General features: G+C 67.3%; 19 protein-coding genes. 10 read left to right on the top strand and 9 right to left on the bottom strand.

Going from position 1 to position 18,646, the window contains the following annotated elements; all coding sequences use genetic code 11:
- Positions 1-8 precede the first annotated feature (8 nt).
- From CEX87_RS05340 to CEX87_RS05305, 8 genes are all read right to left on the bottom strand, one after another.
- Complete coding sequence (locus CEX87_RS05340; RefSeq protein WP_067386604.1) at positions 9-773, bottom strand: sugar phosphate isomerase/epimerase family protein; 765 nt, start codon at positions 771-773, stop codon at positions 9-11.
- 2 nt (positions 774-775) lie between these two features.
- The gene (locus CEX87_RS05335; RefSeq protein ID WP_067386602.1) at positions 776-1,945 is read right to left on the bottom strand and encodes a sulfotransferase family protein; all 1,170 of its coding nucleotides are present in this window, start codon (positions 1,943-1,945) and stop codon (positions 776-778) included.
- Positions 1,942-3,069, bottom strand: coding sequence for an LLM class flavin-dependent oxidoreductase (locus CEX87_RS05330; protein WP_067386600.1), 1,128 nt, complete (start codon positions 3,067-3,069; stop codon positions 1,942-1,944). Before CEX87_RS05330 ends, CEX87_RS05335 begins: the two co-directional genes overlap by 4 nt.
- An 85-nt stretch (positions 3,070-3,154) precedes the next feature.
- Entirely contained in the window at positions 3,155-3,934 is a 780-nt protein-coding gene (locus CEX87_RS05325; protein ID WP_067386597.1) for an SDR family NAD(P)-dependent oxidoreductase, read from the bottom strand.
- A 12-nt stretch (positions 3,935-3,946) separates the two neighbouring features.
- Positions 3,947-5,245, bottom strand: coding sequence for an acyl-CoA dehydrogenase family protein (locus tag CEX87_RS05320; RefSeq protein WP_067386595.1), 1,299 nt, complete (start codon positions 5,243-5,245; stop codon positions 3,947-3,949).
- A 22-nt stretch (positions 5,246-5,267) separates the two neighbouring features.
- Complete coding sequence (locus CEX87_RS05315; protein WP_067386592.1) at positions 5,268-6,047, bottom strand: enoyl-CoA hydratase/isomerase family protein; 780 nt, start codon at positions 6,045-6,047, stop codon at positions 5,268-5,270.
- 5 nt (positions 6,048-6,052) lie between these two features.
- Entirely contained in the window at positions 6,053-7,240 is a 1,188-nt protein-coding gene (locus CEX87_RS05310; RefSeq protein WP_067386590.1) for an acyl-CoA dehydrogenase family protein, read from the bottom strand.
- A complete protein-coding gene (locus CEX87_RS05305) occupies positions 7,224-8,231 on the bottom strand; it encodes an acyl-CoA dehydrogenase family protein (protein WP_064426248.1) in 1,008 nt (335 codons plus the stop codon). Before CEX87_RS05305 ends, CEX87_RS05310 begins: the two co-directional genes overlap by 17 nt.
- A 281-nt stretch (positions 8,232-8,512) precedes the next feature.
- On the opposite strand from CEX87_RS05305, the gene CEX87_RS05300 reads away from it, so the two are divergent.
- The 4 genes from CEX87_RS05300 (at position 8,513) to CEX87_RS05285 (ending at position 12,181) form a co-directional block, all read left to right on the top strand.
- Positions 8,513-9,607: an amidohydrolase family protein gene (locus CEX87_RS05300; protein WP_064426249.1), complete on the top strand. Its 1,095-nt coding sequence runs from the start codon at positions 8,513-8,515 to the stop codon at positions 9,605-9,607.
- A 37-nt stretch (positions 9,608-9,644) separates the two neighbouring features.
- Positions 9,645-10,787: an amidohydrolase family protein gene (locus tag CEX87_RS05295; protein WP_064426250.1), complete on the top strand. Its 1,143-nt coding sequence runs from the start codon at positions 9,645-9,647 to the stop codon at positions 10,785-10,787.
- A gap of 1 nt (position 10,788) precedes the next feature.
- Positions 10,789-11,181: a Rieske (2Fe-2S) protein gene (locus CEX87_RS05290; protein ID WP_064397055.1), complete on the top strand. Its 393-nt coding sequence runs from the start codon at positions 10,789-10,791 to the stop codon at positions 11,179-11,181.
- Positions 11,182-11,272: 91 nt separating this feature from the next.
- On the top strand, positions 11,273-12,181 hold the full coding sequence (locus tag CEX87_RS05285; RefSeq protein ID WP_064426251.1) for an alpha/beta fold hydrolase: 909 nt from the start codon (positions 11,273-11,275) through the stop codon (positions 12,179-12,181).
- Between the two features lie 88 nt (positions 12,182-12,269).
- On the opposite strand, the gene CEX87_RS05280 is transcribed toward CEX87_RS05285, so the two are convergent.
- Positions 12,270-12,743, bottom strand: a complete 474-nt coding sequence (locus tag CEX87_RS05280) for a hypothetical protein (RefSeq protein ID WP_064426252.1) — start codon at positions 12,741-12,743, stop codon at positions 12,270-12,272.
- A 36-nt stretch (positions 12,744-12,779) separates the two neighbouring features.
- Between CEX87_RS05280 and CEX87_RS05275 the strand changes: the two genes are divergently transcribed.
- The 6 genes from CEX87_RS05275 to CEX87_RS05250 are packed head-to-tail and all read left to right on the top strand — an operon-like array spanning position 12,780 to position 18,594.
- On the top strand, positions 12,780-14,081 hold the full coding sequence (locus CEX87_RS05275) for an NADH-ubiquinone oxidoreductase-F iron-sulfur binding region domain-containing protein (RefSeq protein WP_064397061.1): 1,302 nt from the start codon (positions 12,780-12,782) through the stop codon (positions 14,079-14,081).
- 8 nt (positions 14,082-14,089) lie between these two features.
- Positions 14,090-14,389 (top strand): ferredoxin, encoded by a 300-nt coding sequence (locus CEX87_RS05270; protein ID WP_231984718.1) that lies wholly within the window; start codon positions 14,090-14,092, stop codon positions 14,387-14,389.
- The gene (locus tag CEX87_RS05265) at positions 14,386-16,041 is read left to right on the top strand and encodes a thiolase C-terminal domain-containing protein (protein WP_064426253.1); all 1,656 of its coding nucleotides are present in this window, start codon (positions 14,386-14,388) and stop codon (positions 16,039-16,041) included. Before CEX87_RS05270 ends, CEX87_RS05265 begins: the two co-directional genes overlap by 4 nt.
- 38 nt (positions 16,042-16,079) lie before the next feature.
- Positions 16,080-16,937, top strand: a complete 858-nt coding sequence (locus CEX87_RS05260) for an alpha/beta hydrolase (protein WP_064426333.1) — start codon at positions 16,080-16,082, stop codon at positions 16,935-16,937.
- Entirely contained in the window at positions 16,937-17,755 is an 819-nt protein-coding gene (locus CEX87_RS05255; RefSeq protein WP_064426254.1) for an NAD(P)-dependent oxidoreductase, read from the top strand. The genes CEX87_RS05260 and CEX87_RS05255 overlap by 1 nt, the downstream gene beginning before the upstream one ends.
- Positions 17,752-18,594 carry an NAD(P)-dependent oxidoreductase gene (locus CEX87_RS05250; protein ID WP_064397069.1) on the top strand — a complete coding sequence of 281 codons (843 nt, stop codon included), beginning with the start codon at positions 17,752-17,754 and terminating at the stop codon, positions 18,592-18,594. The genes CEX87_RS05255 and CEX87_RS05250 overlap by 4 nt, the downstream gene beginning before the upstream one ends.
- Positions 18,595-18,646: the final 52 nt, after the last annotated feature.

Raw genomic sequence — 18,646 nt, 5'->3', positions numbered from 1 at the left:
CGCCCCTCCTAGGACTCGAGTCGGTCCAGCATCGTCGAGATCGCGTCGCAGGCCCGGTTCGCGGCGGCAAGCGGACCTTCCTGTTGGATGCGTGGCCCGATAAGTTCGAGGTCGAAGCCGTGCGGATAGCCCGCCGCGAGAGCCTGCGCGAGGAACGGCTCGATCGGAATGGCGCCGTCGCCGGGGACGGCGCGTGCCGGCAGCGCTCGGTCCCCCAAGACGTAATCGCTGACCTGGATCTGTTGGGTGCGCGGCAGCGCGCGCTCGACGAGCTCGGGAAAGCCGGCCTCGGCCCAGCAGTGGAAGAGATCGATGCACACGTCGAGACCCGCCATCTCCGCCAGCGTGACGGTGTCGCGCAACGTGTGTGCGATGTGAATGTCTGCGTACAGCGCGGACGCGTTCTCGACGGCCAACCCGACCCCGGCCCGGGCGGCCTGTTCGACGCCGGGAGCGACAGCGGAGCAGAAGCGTTCGGCTGCTTGATCCCACGTCAGCGCGCCTCGTCCACCGGTCAGCATGTAGACGACGCGGGTGCCGACCGCGGCCGCGGCGTCGATGACGCGACACAACTCCTCTGGCGTGGTGAACAGGTGGTAGACGGTGTCCACCGAATACCCCTGTCGCTCAATAAGTTCAGGAAGGCCGTCTTCGCTCAGCTGAGAGTCGATCAGGCTGAGCCGGGTGACCCCGAGCGCCTGCCAGTGATCGTCCAGCTGCGGCAGCGGCGCGCCGTAGAACGTCACACTGTGGACCGACAGCCGCTCGCGCACCTTTAGTTCCGATTCTCGATCTGGACGCCGAAACGCTCACGGAAGGGCCGGAACTCGTCGTGCAGTGCACCGATGTCCTCACCGATGTCGGTGAGCAGGCTCGTTGAATAGCGGAACTTGCCGTGCCGGTCGCCGGGGTTGTCGGCGAGGTAAGCGCGCATCGCGGCCTCGGCCTCCCCGCTGAGCGTCGAGCCGCGGAACTCGTAGTACCGGCGCACGGTGCCCACCTGGTCGGCGATGAAGGCGGTGTAGCGCACGTGCAGGATTCGCGGGTCGTCCACCAGCGGGTTGCTCATCGTGTTCGCGATGCTCTCGCGGGTCAGCTGCAAATGCATCTTGGCCGCGGCGCGCAGGTCGACCGGTCCGACGATGCCCTCGAGAATGTCGGCCATCATCATCGTGCGCGACGCCGCGACCTGTACCGGATCGCGGTGCAGCCACATCAGCGTGGCATCGGGATAGGCGTTGAAGAGCTCCTTGAGGCGAAACCCGTGAAAACCCTTGAGCACCCACTGTTTTTTGGGCCGCCGGAACTGGAACTGCTGCAGCATCGCCTTGTGGATCGCGTACTGGGCAGCGGCATCGGTGGGCAGTCCCCCGACCACGGTCTGCATCGGCACCCGCCACCACGCCGTCGGTGTCAGCACCCGGAAGTCGAACGCCCACGTCCGCTCGTCCTCGGGCAGGCCGTCACCCAACATGTCGTTGTAGGGGTGGCTGTGCAACCACTTCGGCAACTTGGCGTTGATCTCCCGCCAGTCGGCATCGGCGCGTGCGCGGCGGGCATCGTCTCCGGCTGCAGTGCCCGGCGGCGGCGACGGATACATCACCTCCCAGAACCGCAGTGCGCGCGCGGCCGGGTCGACCGACATCAGCGCGTGCATCAGCGTGGTGCCCGACCGGGGTTCACCGGTGACGAACATCGGCCGCTCGATCACCTCGTCGGCGACCGGGAACCGGCGGCGGTCCTCGAAGAACTCCAGCCGCGACGCCAGCAGCCAGTGACACACCTCCGCGGCGCGCCGCCTGCCGTCGGCGTCCATGCCGACCTCGTTCAGATGCTGCACCACCAGAGCGAACCGCTCCGGCAGCGTCGGGTCCCCGTAATCGTGCAGGCCGGTCGCGGCCTCGGCATGCGCCAGCAATTCCGCGGCGTTCAACAGGCCGGTCACTCGACGTCTCCACACAAGCGCATCAGTTCGTCCTCCGCGTCGCGCACATTCTGCGCCGACGTGGCGGCGTATTGAATGCCGGCCATTCCCCCATAGTCGAGGATCTTTGGCACCCGCAGCCCGGCGTCGACGTAGTCCTTGATGGTGCGGGCGACCTGTGCCGGGGTGCCGTGCGGGATGACGGCCAGGATCATCTCCGGCCGTACCGCGTCGAGGAACTCGACGATCCGCTCGCGCGTCAGCACGGCGGGGTCGATGTCCTGATAGCCGCGCCAGTCCCGGCCCATCGGGTGCTCGAAACCCAAGCCGCGCAAGAACTCCGCCGACACCTGCAGCAGGAAGGACTTCACCAGAGGCGCAGCGAGGATCTCCTCGACTGCGGCCTCGTCGCGACCCATCACGCAGATCTGGATGTAGCACGGCGTGATCGCCGCCGGGTCGCGGCCCGCCCGTTCGGCCGAACGCCGTACGGCGGTGAGCTTGTCGGCATAGTCCTCGGGAGTCCACGCGCCCGTCGGCCACCAGCCGTCGGCGTAGCGACCGACGATGTCCAGCGTCCGCGGGCCGCTGCCGCCGATCCAGATCCGCGGCGGCCAACCCTCGAATGGCTCGGTGTCGAGCCGCGCGTGGTGCAGCCGGTAGAACCGGCCGTCGTAATCGACGGGCCCCTCGCTGTCCCACAGCAACCGGATTACCTCCAGCGCCTCCTCGAAACGGCTGACGGGCCGGTCGAAGTCGAACCCGTAGGGCACGGTGTTCTCGGTCTCACCGCTGCCGAGACCCAGGATGAAGCGGCCATTGGCGAGGTGGTCGATGGTGAGCGCACTCTGCGCCAGCATCACCGGATGCCTGCGCACGGTGTCGATCACGCTGGTCACCAGCGGGACGCTATCGGTCAACACTGCGGCGGCCGCCGCGACCGCCATCGCGTCCAGGTGGCGGTGCGGGGACGGCGAAACGGTTGCCAGATCGGTGAATTCGGGGGTCCAGATCGAGTCGGGCCAGAAGCTGACCATGTGATCCGGCATCCAGATCGAGTGGTAGCGACCGCTGTCGAGAGTGTCGAGCACCGACAGATCCAGCGGCAACGTGGTGCGCAGATACGCTGCGGGCTGGACCTTCACTTTTCTGGCCCGAGTGTGGGCTTAACGCACGCTTCCTGGCGAAAAGCGTCGATCAATCCCACACTCGCGGGGCAGGTCCGGTGCGTCACGGCAGCTTCCCCACCTCGCGCAGGAAGGTCTGCGTGTGCGCGATGTGGCCGGTCAACGTTCTCGGCTCGCCTGTGCACAACAGGTACGCGGTCTCGGTGATCAGCGAGATGTCCTCGGTGTCGGTCTTGGCGAGGTCGAGGGTCCCCGCGCCGGGCGTGGCGACGGGATTCGTCGGCGCCGCGGCGTTGACCGCGATGCCGTCGTCGTACAATTCGGCCGCAAGGCTTTTCGTCAACCTGTTCAGCGCTGCCTTCACGGTCCCGTACACGCCGAACCCCGCGCTGCGGTCGAAGTCGGAGAACGGCGGCCCCTCCGGCAGGTCACCGCACACCGACGTCACGTTGAGCACCCACCCGCGACCACGCTCGCGCATGGCGGGAATGGCCAACTGAGTCAGATGCAACGGCGCCATCACATGCATCTCGATCATCAGCTTCACCCGACGCTCGGGAAACTGGTCGAGTGGACGCAGGAACGTGACGGCCGCGTTGTTGACCAGAATGTCTGGGGCGCCGACGTGGTCGACGACCTCGGCGAAGAGACTCTCCCGCTCTGCGCTGTCGGACAGGTCGGCGGGCACCGCGATCGCCGTGCAACCGCCGGCCTGGATCTCCTTGAGCGTCTCACGCAGCGAGCCTTGGTACTTCGGGTCGGGCTCCATGGTGCGCGCGGTCAGCGCGACGGTCGCCCCCTCCTGCGCCAGGCGCTGCGCGATCGCCTTGCCCAGCCCCCGGCTGCAGCCGGTCACCAACGCGACCTTGCCGTCACACGACATCGATCGACCTCCTCAGGTGCGCGGTATGCCCGCGAGTTTGTCGGCGAACTTGGCTTCCGCTGCGGCCCGCTTGCGCAGCAGGTGCTCGGATGGGAACACGTCCGGCGCCGGCTCGACGTTTTTGAGCAGAAGCCGCGCCAGCGTTACCTTGTGCACCTCGGTCGGCCCGTCGGCCAGACCCAGGACGAAGGACTCGGTCAGGTACTGCACGAACGGCATCTCGTGCGACGTGCCCAGCGAGCCGTGGAGTTGCAGTGCCCGCGCCGACACGTCGTGCAGCACCTTCTGCATCATCGCCTTGACCGCTGAGATGTCGGCCCGGACGGCCTTGTAGTCGTTGAACTTGTCGATCTTCCACGCGGTCTGAAGTGTCAGAAGCCGGAACGCCTCAATCTCCATCCACGAGTCGGCGACCATCTCCTGCACCATCTGCTTGTTGGCCAGCACCTCGCCCTGGCTGTAGCGCGAGACCGCCCGCTCGGTGAGCATGTCGAAGATCCGCCGGACCAGGCCGACGGTGCGCATGGCGTGGTGGATGCGACCGCCACCGAGGCGCGTCTGAGCCACCACGAACGCCCCGCCCCGGGGGCCGAGCATGTGGTCGGCGGGCACCCGGACGTTCTCGTAGCGGACGTAGCCCTCACGTCCCCCGCCGCCGAGCGGCTGGTATCCCAGCCCGACGTCACGCAGCACGTTGATGCCCGGCGTGTCGCCCGGCACCACGAACATCGAATACCGTTGGTAGGGCGGGGCATCCGGGTCGGTCATCGCCATGACGATGATGAACGACGCCATCGAGGCGAAGGAGGAGTACCACTTCTCGCCGTTGATCACCCAGTGGTCACCGTCCTGCGTCGCGGTGGTGGTGAACACCTTCGGGTCCGCGCCGCCGTGCGGTTCGGTCATCGAGAAGCAGGACACGATCCGGTTGTCCAGCAAGGGCTCGAGATAGCGCTCCTTGAGTTCGGGTGTGCCGTAATGGGCGAGGATCTCGCTGTTACCGGAATCCGGTGCCTGCGAACCGAAGACGATCGGCGCGCTTTCCGACCGGCCGAGTATCTCGTTGAGCAACGCGAGCTTGACCTGGCCGTAGCCGGGGCCGCCGAGATGGGGGCCGAGGTGAGTCGCCCACAGTCCGCGTTCCTTGACGATTTCCTGCAATGGCGGGATCAGCGCCTGGCGCACCGGATCGCGCAGGTCGTGCGACTCCTTGACGATATAGTCGATCGGCTCGCACTCGTTGCGCACGAAATCTTCGACCCACTCGAGTTGGTCGGCCCAGTCCGGGTCGGTCGAGAAATCCCAGGCCACTGCTCGTCCTTCCGTGTGAGGCTCAGCCGCCGGACCACTTGCGGCGGCGCTGCGCCGCGTCGTCGGTGGCATGGCTGAGCACCTGGTTGCGGTTTTCCAATTCCATCGCGGCGGCCGGTCCGGGCGCATCGGTGTTGGCCTGCAGCGCCCGCTTGGTCAGTTGGACCCCCAGGGGTGCGTGTTCGGCGATGGTCGAGGCGATCTGCACCGCACGGTCGACCAGGCCGTCGGCTTCGACGATCTCGCTGACCAGGCCGCGGCGGTCGGCCTCCTCGGCCGATACGGTACGGCCGGTCAGCATCCAGTCGGCCGCGACGCTGGTTCCGACGATCCGCGGCAGGTGGTAGCTCATGCCCATCTCCGCACCGGACAGTCCCAGCAGGATCGCGGCGTTGCCGAATGTGGCGACATCCGAACAGATCCGGATGTCGGAGGCCAACAGCAGCGCGAGTCCCGCACCCACGCACGGCCCGTTGACCGCGGCTACCACGGGCTGTGGCAGGTCCCAGATCGCCTGTGGCAGAGCAGCCATGGCCTCTTGGAATCGCAGCCGCTCGATCGCGGGCGCGGACTCGTCCACGGCGTCGGGACCGAAGTTGCGCATGTCGATGCCCGAGCAGAACCCCCGGCCCGCGCCGGTGAGCACGACGGCGTTGACCGTCGTGTCTGCGGCGATCTCGGCGAAGGTCCGCCTCAACTCGTCGCGCATGACCGCGTTGATCGCGTTGAGCTGCGGGGGCCGGCTCAATTGCAGCACAACGATTCCGGGGTGGCCCCGGTCGATGTCGAGCGTCTCGGGCACGATGGTCAGCGCCGCGGCAAGCCGAGCACCTGGGTGGCGATGATGTTGCGCTGGATCTCCGAGGTGCCCCCGGCGATCGTCCCGCCGAAGCTTCGGGCGTAGCGCTCGAACCAGCTGGCGAAGTAGTGGTCGAGGTTCATGTGGGCATACGGCCCGCTCAGCGAGGGATGGGTGAGCCCGTCGGCCCCGGCGGCCGTCAGCGCGTTCTCCATCGCCTGCCGCTCGGCCTCCGACCCGAACAGTTTCAGCACCGACACCGACGCGGTGTCCGCCTCTCCGCGTGATGCGCGGGCCAGCGCCGCCGAACCCATCGCCCGCAGCGCCTGGTAGTCCATGATCGTCGTGGCGTACTGGTCGCGTTCGAGCGCGGTACGGGGCCGGAAGTCGGCGATCATGTTGTCGATCCGGTCGGCGAAGCCTAGCCACATCATCGTGCGCTCGTGTCCGAGTGAGCCGTTGGCCACGCCCCAGCCGCCGTTGAGCGGGCCGACGAGATTCTCGGCCGGGACGCGGGCGTCGGTGAAGAAGACCTCGTTGAAGTCGAGGTTCTCCTGGCCGGTCATGTCGGCGAAGGGCCGGCACACCACACCGGGGGTGTCCGTCGGGATGATCAGCGCGCTGATGCCCTTGTGCTTGGGCGCATCCGGGTCGGTGCGCACGAAGGCCAGCAGGAAGTCGGCGTCATGCGCACCCGAGGTCCACACCTTCTGGCCGTTGACGACGAAGTAGGGCCCGTCCGGGCCGTCGACAAACTCAGCGCGAGTCCGTAGCGACGCCAGGTCCGAACCCGCGCTCGGCTCGCTCATCCCCAGCGACGCCGTCTTCTCGGCGCGCAGCACCGGCACCGCCCAGCGGTGCTTCTGCTCGTCGGACCCGAACGAAATCAGCGACGCGGCAATGATGTTGACGCCCTGCGGGTTGAAGCTGTGGTAGATCCGTCGCCGGCACAGCTCGTCGAGATGCACGAACTGTTGCAGCACGGTCGCGTTGCGGCCACCGAACTCCGGCGGCTGAGCGGGCAGCAGCCAGCCGTTGTCGAACAGCAGCCGCTGCCAGTCGCGCGCCCACTGCGGCATGTGCGACACCGACTTCGGCCGATCCAGCGTCTGCGCCTCCGAGGGCAGAAGCTCGTCGAGGAAGGCGGCGAACTCGGCGCGGAACTCCTCGACGTCCGTGTCAAAGGACAGCTGCACTGTTACTCCTGTATTCCTCCGCGATCATCGCGCGATGCTCGGCGGCGCCACCGAGGAGCAGCTCGCCGGCCTTCGCCCGCTTCAGCGCGAATTGAAGGTCGTTCTCCCACGTGAATCCCATGGCGCCGAACAGTTGCAGCCCGTGCCGGAACACGATCGCCTGCGCCTCCCCCGCCGACGCCTTGGCCATGGCGGCCGCCAACCGTCGGCGCGGATCGTCTTCGGCGATGGTCAGCGCGGCGAAATAGGCCAGCGCCCTGGCGCGTTCGATGGCGACATGCATGTCGACGGCCTTGTGCTGCACGGCCTGGAAGGAACCGATCGCGACCCCGAACTGCTGGCGCTGCTTGACGTGCTCGAGCACCAGATCCAGGATGCGCTGGCAGGCGCCGACGGTGCTGACGGCCATACCGGTCAGCGCGACATGGCGGGCGCGTTCGGAGTCGGCGCGGACCCGCACCGTGTCGGGCACCCGAACATCGTCGAACGACACCTCGGCGACGTGCAGGACCGGATCGAAGACCGGGCTGCGCCGCGACGTGACCTGGTCGGCGTCGACAATGAAGACGCCGGCATCGGTGACCACGGCGAAGCGCTCGGCACGGTCACCGTCGAGCACGTGGTGAGCGGTGCCGTCGAGTACCCACCCGTCGGCGACCCGGTGGGCGGACACGCCGTCGTACACCGCCGTGCCGGCCTGTTGCGCATCGAAACGGTCGCCGGCCAACGGCGCGAACTGGGTCAGCGTCGCCAGAAACGGCGTGGGGTCGGTGGCCCGGCCCAGCTCCTCGAGCACGATCGCGAGTTCGACCGCGTTCTCAGCGTCGGCCAACTCGGTCCACCCGGCGTCGACGTAGGTCTTCCAGAGTGGCGCCGGGTCCACCCCGTTCTCGGCGATGCCGCGGATCAGCGAGGCCGGGCACTGCTTGCTCACCGCGTCGCGCACGGTCCCCTGCCAGAGCCGCTGATCGGCGTCGAACTCCAGTAACACCAAGCCTCCCGGGGCCTCGAAGATGGGCAACGCGTCGCAGCGAGAATAACATTCTCCAATCGCGGCGTAACCGTTCTCACGACGTGACTACCACGTTTCGCATAACGTGTGTCATGCAGCTGACCAGCAGACACCCTGACCTGCGCAAAAGTAAGCGTTTTGTCGAGAACTAGATTCTTGCGATTGAAGAACAACGCTTTACACTGGGAGGTGTTCGGCGCTCGCGCAGCGCTCTTCTGCGCCTGCCGACGGCCGGATGACATCGGAGGACAGCCTTGGTGATGCATATTCAGGACGGGACCCCGCCTGGTTACGAAACCCCCGTCATCGATGCCAGCGTGCACATCTTCAGCAAGTCGAACAAGGACTTCCGCAGCTTCCTTCGCGAGCCCTTCAAGAGCCGCGGGTTCCCCGACTACGAGATGGACTGGTACGGCGCTCCCGGCGGCGAGTACGCCCCCGGCACCGAGGATGACCGCCGCTACCCCGGCTCGGACCCCGAGTTCGTCGGCGGGCATCTGTTCGACGAGCGCGGCGTCGACGTCGCAATCCTGCATCCGATGACCCGCGGCATCATGCCGGACCGGCATCTGGGCACCGCGATCGCGGCGGGCCACAACGAGATGCTGGTCAGCCGCTGGCTCGAGGACAACCCGTACGCCGAGAAGTTCCGCGGCACCATCCGGGTCAACCCCGACGACATCTCCGGTTCGCTGCGAGAGATCGCCAAATACGCCGACCATCCCCGGGTCGTGCAGATCGGTGTGCCCCTGCAGTCCCGCGAGTTGTACGGCAAGCCGCAGTACTGGCCGCTGTGGGAGGCCGCCAACGAGGCCAACCTGCCGGTCGCGGTGCACATCGAAGTGGGGGCGGGTGTCCAGTACGCGCCGACGCCGTCGGGCGTGCCGAGGACCTACGAGAACTACGTCAGCTTCATGGCGCTGAACTACCTGTACCACCTGATGAATCTCATCGTCGAAGGGGTATTCGAAAGGATGCCGACGCTGAAGTTCGTCTGGGCCGATGGGGCGGCGGACCTGTTGACGCCGTTCATCTGGCGGATGGACTGTTTCGGGCGCCCACATCTGGAGCAGACCCCGTGGGCGCCGCGGATGCCCAGCGACTACCTGCCCGGCCACACCTACTTCGTGCAGGGCGCGATGGACGGGCCCGGCGATGTGGACTACGCCGGCGAGTGGTTGAGCTTCACCGGCAAGGACGACATGGTGATGTACGGGTCGAGCTATCCACACTGGCAGCTCAACGAGCTGACGGTGCCCTCCGCTTACACCGACGAGCAGCGCGACAAGCTGTGCTGGCGCAATGCCGCCGAGCTCTACGGCATAGACGTCGGTGCCGCAGTGGGCGCACAGTGATAGGGCGTGAGACGCAGTTGAAAGGCAGGGAGCCACGATGACGGTGACAGTGACAGAGCGCAAGCCCGCCGCGGAGCGCGTCGCGGTGCGCTGCGTCGACTCCGACGTTCACCCCACGCCGAGGGCGGGTGAGCTGACGCCGTACATCCCGGAGCCGTGGCGCAGCAAGTACTTCCTGACGCGGCGGATCGGCGACCAGATCTACTACGACGCACCCGACTACGCCCACGCGTACGCGATGCGGGTCGACACCTTCCCCTCGGACGGGAACTTCGCGGGCAGCGACCCCGAACTGGCGTTCAAGCAGCTGATCATGGAGGCGGGCGCCGACATCGCGATCCTGGAACCCGCCGCCTACCCGGCGCGCTTCCCCGAGGTCAACCACGCGATGAGCGTCGCGCTCAACGACTGGCAGGCCAATCACTGGCTCGACAGCAAGAACAACTGGCACGAGCGGTGGCGCGGATCGATCTGTGTGGCGATCGAGGCGCCCGAGGATTCGGCCCGCGAGATCGAGCGCTGGGCCGGCCACCCGTACATGGGCCAGATCCTGATCAAGGCCGAACCCCGCCCGGCGTGGGGTGATCCCAAGTACAACCCGATCTGGGAGGCCGCGACCCGCAACGACATCACGGTGAGCTGCCACCTGTCCCGCAGCCATCACGAGGAGCTGCCGATCCCGCCGGTCGGATTCCCCAGCTACAACCACGATTTCATGGTCACCTACTCGCTGCTGGCCGCGAACCAGGTGATGAGCATGGTCTTCGACGGGCTCTTCGACCGGTTCCCGACGCTGCGAATCGTGTTGGTGGAACACGCTTTCACCTGGATTCTGCCGCTGATGTGGCGGATGGACGCCATCTACGAGGCCCGTAAGTCGTGGTTGGACATCAAGCGCAAACCGTCCGAATACGTCAAGGACCACATCAAGTTCACCACCCAGCCGCTGGACTACCCCGAGGACAAGACCGAGCTGTCGCGCGCGTTCGAGTGGATGGAGTGCGAGAAGATCCTGCTCTACTCGTCGGACTACCCGCACTGGACGTTCGACGACCCACGCTGGCTGGTCAAGCACCTGCCCGAGCATGCCCGGGAAGCGGTGATGTTCAAGAACGGCATCGCGACGTATCACCTTCCCGACACGGTTCCGGCCCTCGAGGGCCAGGTGCGGGTGTTCTGAGTTGAGCGAACAAGAGAAGACGCCCCGGCTGGCCCAGGGGCGTGAGCACGTCGTCGCCACGGTCGACGAGATCCCGCCGGGCAAGCACAAACTGGTGCCGATCGGACGCCACGGCGTGGGCGTCTACAACGTCAACGGCACGTTCTACGCGATCGCCAACTACTGCCCGCATGAGGGTGGACCGCTGTGTTCCGGACGTGCCCGCGGCCGCACCGTGGTCGACGACAGCGTGCCCGGCGATGCGGTGATGGTGCGCGATCTGGAGTACATCTACTGCCCGTGGCACCAGTGGGGTTTCGAACTGGCCACCGGCACCACGGCGGTCAAGCCGGAGTGGAGCATCCGGACCTACCCCGTGCGGGTGGTCGGCAACGAGGTGTTGGTCCAGGCATGATCACAGGTCCCCTTGTTGGCGTGAGCGTGCGTGTTTGCACACGACACGCCGCGAAAATTCAGCAGTTTGCGCACGTTCGCGGAGGCTCAGCATGACCACCACGGAGGCCGCGGGCCCCACTCTCAAACCGGGCGAAGAGACCGTCGAGATCAACGGCGGCCACGTCGTCTACGAAATCCTAGGCAACGAAGGCGAATTCATCGCACTGACGCCGGGCGGCCGATTCAGCAAGGAGATTCCCGGCCTACGGCCACTGGCGGAGGCGCTGGCATCGGGCGGTTACCGCGTGCTGCTGTGGGATCGGCCGAACTGTGGCAAGTCGGACGTGCAGTTCTACGGTAAGAGCGAATCTCATATGCGCGCCGAAACGCTGCACGCGCTGATCACCGGTCTCGGCATCGAGCAGTGCATCATCGCGGGCGGTTCCGGTGGGGCGCGGGACTCGATGCTGACGACGATGCTCTACCCCGAAATCGTCCGAAAGCTGGTGGTCTGGAACATCGTCGGCGGCGTATACGGGTCCTTCGTACTGGGCGGACACTACGTGGTGCCGAGCATCCTGGCCGCCCGCGGTGCGGGCATCGACGGACTGCTGCACGTCGCCGAGTGGAAGGAGCGCATCGGCGAGAATCCTCGCAACGAGGAGCGGTTCAGAGCCCTCGACGTCGACGAGTTTCTGAAGGTGATGTTGCGTTGGCTCAACGCCTTCGTGCCCAAGCCCGGTCAAACGATCCCCGGTGTCGAAGACGAGATGTTCGACAACATCACGGTGCCGACATTGATCGTCCGCGGCGGCGAGAACGACTGGGATCATCCGAAGCGCACGTCGCTCGAGGTCAGCTGCCTGATCAAGGGCTCAACGCTGATCGACCCGCCCTGGCCCGAGGATGCCTGGGAGCGTGCCGGTGAGAAGTTCGCGGCCAGCGGCGGAAAGGACTTCTGCCTGTTCGACACGTGGGTGCAGGCGGCGCCGGCAATTCTGAAGTTCCTGGACAGTTGATGAGCGGATCCACCACAACCGTGAGGGCACATCCTCGTACGCCGGCTACGGCGCTTCGTGTTCGAGACTGCGCGCTCGCCCGGAAGCACTACGTCGTACGGATGTGGACCTCGCAGTTGAGTGAGGCCTCCAGCGCGGTGTGCACCCGACTCTCCGGAACGCGTTCGAGGTCGGCCCTGCGCAACGTCACATATATGACGTCCCAGCCGTCGTCGCCGGGTACCCGTTCGATCTCCCCGGACAGCCCGAGCCCGGCAAGGACGCCGTGCGCATCGTCGTCGGTGCCGCGGCTGATGAACGTCACCACGCCGGGCACCGGTGTGGTGCCGAATGCCTTGTCGCACAGGTCGACCGCGAGCCGACGGAGTTCGTCCTGGTCGTCGCCGGCGATCAACAACTCGACCTCACGGCGTTTCGGCGGCAACCCGGCCAGATCGTTGGCCACCACCTCGATACCGTGCGCAGCCGCCGAATCCCTCAGCCGAGCAAGGCCGTCGTCGAGTTGGGCCGGGCCGAGTTCGCCCGCCGTGTCGACACCGACGCGCACGACCGCAGTCCTCATGTCCGTCAGCCTATCCGCGGGCCGGAAGGACCAGCCATGACCTCTACTGCCACCGATCTCGCCGTCGCCGCCTGGCCGGATTGCGCGCCGCGGCTGTTGCGCCCGTCGGAGGCGGGCACGGAGGACTACGCCGAGTACACCCGGGCGGGCGGATACCGGCCGCTGATCGATGCCGATGCGCTGCTGACGCAGGTCGACCTGTCGGGGCTGCTGGGCCGCGGCGGCGCCGCGTTCCCGATCGGCACCAAACTGCGCACGGTGCACAATGCCCACCAGCGCGGCTCGGAGACCGTCGTCGTGGCCAACGGCGAAGAAGGTGAACCCGCGTCGGTCAAAGACCGCTGGCTCCTGCGTAACCGGCCCCATCTCGTGCTCGACGGTCTGCGCTTGGCGACGGCCGTCGCAGGCGCCCGCCGGGCATACGTCTACGTCTCCGACTCCCCCGCCGCGAACGCCGTCACCGCCGCGCTCAGCGAAGTGCCACCAGAAACGTTCGGCGCGACCGAGATCACCGTCGTCACAGTCGAACCCGGGTACGTGGCCGGAGAAGAGACCGCCGCGGTCCGGCGCATCAACGGCGGACCCGCCAAGCCGACCGACAAACCGCCACGGCCCTTCGAGGAAGGCGTGGCCGGCGTCCCCACCATGGTCAGCAATGTCGAGACGCTGGCCAACCTGCCCTACATCCATGAGCACGGCGCCGAGAAGTTCCGTTCGGTCGGCACGCCGATGTCTCCCGGGACGTTTCTCGCGACCATCACCGGCGGCGGACGACCAGCCGCGCTGTACGAAATCCCGCACGGTGCATCGTTCTCCGATCTGCTGCACCTGCACGGGGTCACCAGCGACGCGGTCACCGGCGTCTTGATGGGCGGCTACTTCGCCGGCCTGGTCAACACCGACATCCTCGACGCGACGCTCGACCACGAGTCGGTTCGCCGGCTCGGCAGCGGTCTGGGATGCGGGGCCATCTCGATCCTCACCGACGACTGCCCCGTCGCCGTCGCGGCCGCGGTGATGTCGTACTTCGACCGGGAGAACGCGGGCCAGTGCGGATCCTGCTTCAACGGCACCGCCGCCATGGCCGCGGTCACGTCGGCGCTGCGCGACGGCGTAGCCACCCAGGAGGACGTCACCCGCCTGGAGCGTTGGTCGGTGGTGCTTCGCGGGCGTGGCGCCTGTGGCACTCTCGACGGCGCCACCAACGTCGCCGCGAGCCTGCTGCGACAGTTCCCACAAGTGGTGGCTCGCCACCTCACCGACGACTGCACGGCCTGTCGCGCCGACGCGTTCGCCGCCGTGCGGCCTTACGAAGTGGAGGCGGTGGCTCAATCATGAGTGAGGGCTTGCGGATTCGGCTCGACCGGACGCTGTGCGACGGCTTCGGGATATGCGCCAAGCACGCCCCGGGGTACTTCTCCCTGGACGACTGGGGGTACGCCTCCCTCATCGGCGACGGCACGGTGCCGGAGAAGGACAGGGACGCGGTGATGCGCGCACTATTGGACTGCCCGGTGCACGCGATCATCTACATGGGCGAACACCGGCCGTCCGACGACACCGCCGTGCATCAGGAGGCACACGAGGTGCCCGAACCCGAACCCAAAACCGATGACAACGAGGCGATCTCGGGATTCGTGCGGTGACAAGACCACTACCCGAGCTGACGGTACTCAACGAGTTTTTCTGGACCGCCGGCGCCGACGGTGTCCTGCGTATCCAGGAGTGTCGTGACTGCACGGCGCTGATCCATCCGCCGCAACCCGTGTGCCGGTACTGCCGGAGCCACAACATGGGCATTCGCGACGTCTCCGGCAAGGCCACGCTGTCGGCGTTCACCGTCAACCACCGGTTCGGCTTCCCGGACCTGCCGCCGCCCTACGTGGTGGCCCAGGTGGCGATCGTCGAGGATCCGCGAGTTCGACTGACCACCAACATCGTCGACTGCGACCCCGACGACCTGAAACTCGGTCAAGTCGTCGAGGTGACGTTTCAACAGCTCGGCGATGGGGCCGGAACTGTCTGGCTGCCCGTCTTCACACCCGGCGCCGACGAACAGAGTGGCCCGGTCGCCGAGGACGAGATCGCACCACAGGACTTCGCCCGTCACGTGAGCCAGCCGCTGACTCGCCAACGGTTCGAAGAGCATTCGGCGATCACCGGAATCGGTGCGTCGCGGCTCGGTCGGCGATTGATGGTGCCGCCGCTGTCGCTGACGATCGAAGCGTGCGAGGCCGCCGTCGCCGACGCGGGTCTGACGTTCGACGACATCGACGGCCTGTCGACCTATCCCGGGTTGGACATCGCGGGCATGGGCGAAGGCGGCGTCGCCGCGCTGGAGGGCGCTCTCGGTCTACGCCCGGCGTGGATCAACGGCGGCATGGATACCTTCGGACCCGGCGGCTCGGTCATCGCGGCGATGATGGCGGTGGCCACGGGTATGGCCCGGCACGTGCTGTGCTTCCGCACATTGTGGGAGGCGACGTTCCAGCAGTTGATGAAGGAGGGCAAGGCGTCACCGCCGGGCGGCGCCCGAACCTCGAGCTGGCAGATGCCCTTCGGTGCGATGTCGGCCGCGCACACGCTGGCGCTCAACGCCCAGCGCCACTTCGAGCGCTACGGCACCACGCGCGAGACGCTCGGTTGGATCGCGCTCAACCAGCGCGCGAACGCGGCGCTGAAACCGACCGCCATCTACCGCGACCCCATGACGATGGACGACTACCTCAACGCGCGGATGATCACGACCCCGTTCGGGTTGTACGACTGCGACGTTCCCTGTGACGGCGCCGTCGCGGTCATCGTCTCGGCCGTCGAAACCGCAGAAGACATGCCCCACAAGCCGGTGTTGTTCGAGGCGGTCGGCACGCAGATCGTCGAACGCACCGACTGGGACCAGAGCACGCTGACCCACGAACCTCAGGTACTCGGTCAGGCCGCCCATCTGTGGACTCGAACCTCGTTGCGGCCCAAGGATGTCGACGTCGCAGAGCTGTATGACGGCTTCTCGTTCAACTGCCTGTCGTGGCTGGAGGCTCTCGGCTTCTGCGGTATCGGCGAGGCCAAGGACTTCCTCGACGGCGGCAAGGCCATCGCCCGCGACGGGGTGATCCCGTTGAACACCCACGGCGGTCAGCTGTCGCACGGCCGGACACACGGAATGGGCCTGATCCACGAAGCCGTCACGCAACTTCGCGGCGACGCGGGCGAGCGCCAGGTGAAGGACGCCAAGGTCGCGGTGGTCAGCAGTGGCGGGCTCACGCCAAGCGGGGCGATCCTGATGCGGACCGACGGGTGAGCCCGCGCCCCCGCGTCGTCCTCGTCGACGGCGTTCCCATGTCGGGCCTTGTCGCACATGCCGACAACCCGGCCGCCGTCATCGTCGCCCTCCACGGAGGTGCCAGCACCGCAGCGTATTTCGACTGTCCCGGCCATCCTCAGCTGTCGCTGCTGCGCGCCGGTCCGGCCCGAGGAATCACGGTGGTGGCGTTGGACCGACCCGGCTACGGCAGCTCGGCGCCCTATCCCGAGGCGATGCACCAACCCGACCAGCGGGTCGCGCTCGCCTATGGTGCCGTCGACAAGGTGTTGGGCCAGAACCCGCGCGGCGAAGGCCTGTTCCTGCTCGGCCACTCGGCAGGCTGTGAACTGGCGGTGCGCATGGCCGCCGACGACCGTGCCGCTCAGGCGGGGGTGCTCGGACTCGGCCTGGCCGGTACCGGGTTGCGGTATGCGGACTCCGCGGCCCAGATCCTGAAGACGACGACGGCCACCCGGCGGCCGGTGGGGCTTCGCGACCTGCTGTGGGAACCCGCCGACCTGTATCCGCCCGAGGTGCTCTCGGGTATCACGAACTCGTCGACGGGCGCGCCGTACGAGGCGGACATGACGAAAAACTGGCCGCGGCGGGACTTTCCGGCGATGGCTGCGCGGGTCGAGGTGCCCGTGCAGTTCACCGTCGCCGAACACGAGCGGGTGTGGCGCACCGACCCCGAGTCGCTGGCCGACATCGCCGCGGTGTTCACCGCCGCGCCCCGCTTCGTCCTCAACGAACAGGCCGGCGCAGGTCACAACATTTCGCTGTCCTACGCGGCCGCGGACTACCACGACAAAGTGTTGTCGTTCGTCGAGGAATGCGTCGCGGCCCGAAGAGGCGCCGAGGACAAGGCCGAGCAGAAAGTGGAGGCGGATTGATGCGCGTCGGATTCATCGGACTGGGCAGCCAGGGCGGCCCCATGGCCCGCAAGATCGTCGAGGGCGGGTTCGAGACGACGCTGTGGGCGCGTCGGGCGGCCAGCCTCGAACCGTATGCCGGCACGGCAGCCAAGTCCGCGAGCACGCCTGCGGAGTTGGCCGCGGCCAGCGATCTGGTCTGCCTGTGCGTGGTCGGCGACGACGACGTGCGCGAAGTCCTCAACGGTGAGAGCGGTGTGCTCGCCGGCCTGGCCTCCGGCGCAACCATTGCCATCCACAGCACCGTACATCCCGACACCTGCAGGGAGATCGCCGAAGCCGCTGCCAAACAGGGTGTTTCGGTCATCGACGCGCCGGTGAGCGGCGGTGGGCCCGCCGTCGAAGAGGGCAAGCTGCTGGTGATGGTCGGCGGCGAGGAGGACGTCGTCGAACGCTGCCGCCCGGTGTTCGCGACCTATGCCGACCCAATCGTGCATCTCGGCCCGCTGGGCAGTGGACAGGTCACCAAGATCCTGAACAACCTGCTGTTCACCGCCAATCTCGGCAGCGCGCTGAGCACTCTCGATCTCGGTGAGTCCCTGGGTATTCCGCGCGTGCGCCTTGCCGAGGTGCTCAACGGTGGATCGGCAACCAGCAAGGCGTTGGGCAGCATCGCGATGTTCGGCGGCACGGTCGAGGCACTGGCGCCCATCGCAGGCGCGTTGCTGCAGAAGGACGTTCGGCACGCGGCCAGCATCGCGGCCACCGCATCGGCACCGGAGGGATCGGTGTTCACCGTGGCCGACACGGCGCTGCAGAACATGGACCACCCGCGGTGACGCGGGTCGGTTTCGTCGGGGCGGGGCGCATGGGCGCGCCGATGGTGCGCCGCCTTATCGAAGCCGGTCACGAGGTCCGCGCACTCGGCAGGACCGACGAGAAATGCGCCGCGCTACGCGATATCGGCGCGCAGCCCGTGACCCGTGCGGCCGACGTCGCCGACGGGGCCGACGCCGTGGCGATCTGCGTGTTCACCGACGAGCAGGTCAGCCAGGTGTGCCTGGACGACGGCCTGGCCGCGGCCATGCAACCGGGCGGTGCGCTGATCATTCACACGACGGGCAGCCCGGCCACCACGCGAAGGCTGGCGGCCGAGTTCACCGACATCGACGTCGTCGACGCGCCGGTCAGCGGCGGCCCGCACAACATCGCGGCCGGCGAGGTGACCCTGTTCGTCGGCGGCGCGCACGCCGCGGTCAACAAGGTCCGACCGGTGCTGGCCAGCTACGGCGACCCGATCCTGCACGTCGGCGAGATCGGCGCGGGCCAGGCCGTCAAGCTCGTCAACAACAGCCTGTTCGCCGCCCAGATCGGTCTGCTGCGCACCGCCGTCGACCTCGGCGCCCGCCTCGGCGTCCAGGAGGCCGAGCTGCTCACCTCGCTCACCCACGGCAGCGGGACCAGCCGGGTCGGCGAGTTCATCGCCGCGCGGGGCTCGGTTCAGGGCTTCGTCACCGACGTCGGCGAGTTCATCGGCAAGGACGTCGCGGTGGTTCGCCAGACGGCGGGCGAGCTGGGCAGTGACCTTGGCCTGCTCGACGAGGTCATCGATGCCGGGATCCTGGCCATAAACAGCGGCGATTCCCCTTACCAGGAGGCATCCGGTGAGGCATACTAGAGGCGTTACATTATTGCGGCCTCGCGTAACGGAAGCGGTCGACAGCCCGCCG

Origin of the sequence: Mycobacterium lehmannii, from assembly GCF_002245535.1 — a bacterium.
GTDB lineage: Bacteria > Actinomycetota > Actinomycetes > Mycobacteriales > Mycobacteriaceae > Mycobacterium > Mycobacterium lehmannii.
The sequence above is the reverse complement of the archived record's forward strand: the minus strand, read 5'-3'. Positions and strand labels throughout refer to the sequence as shown.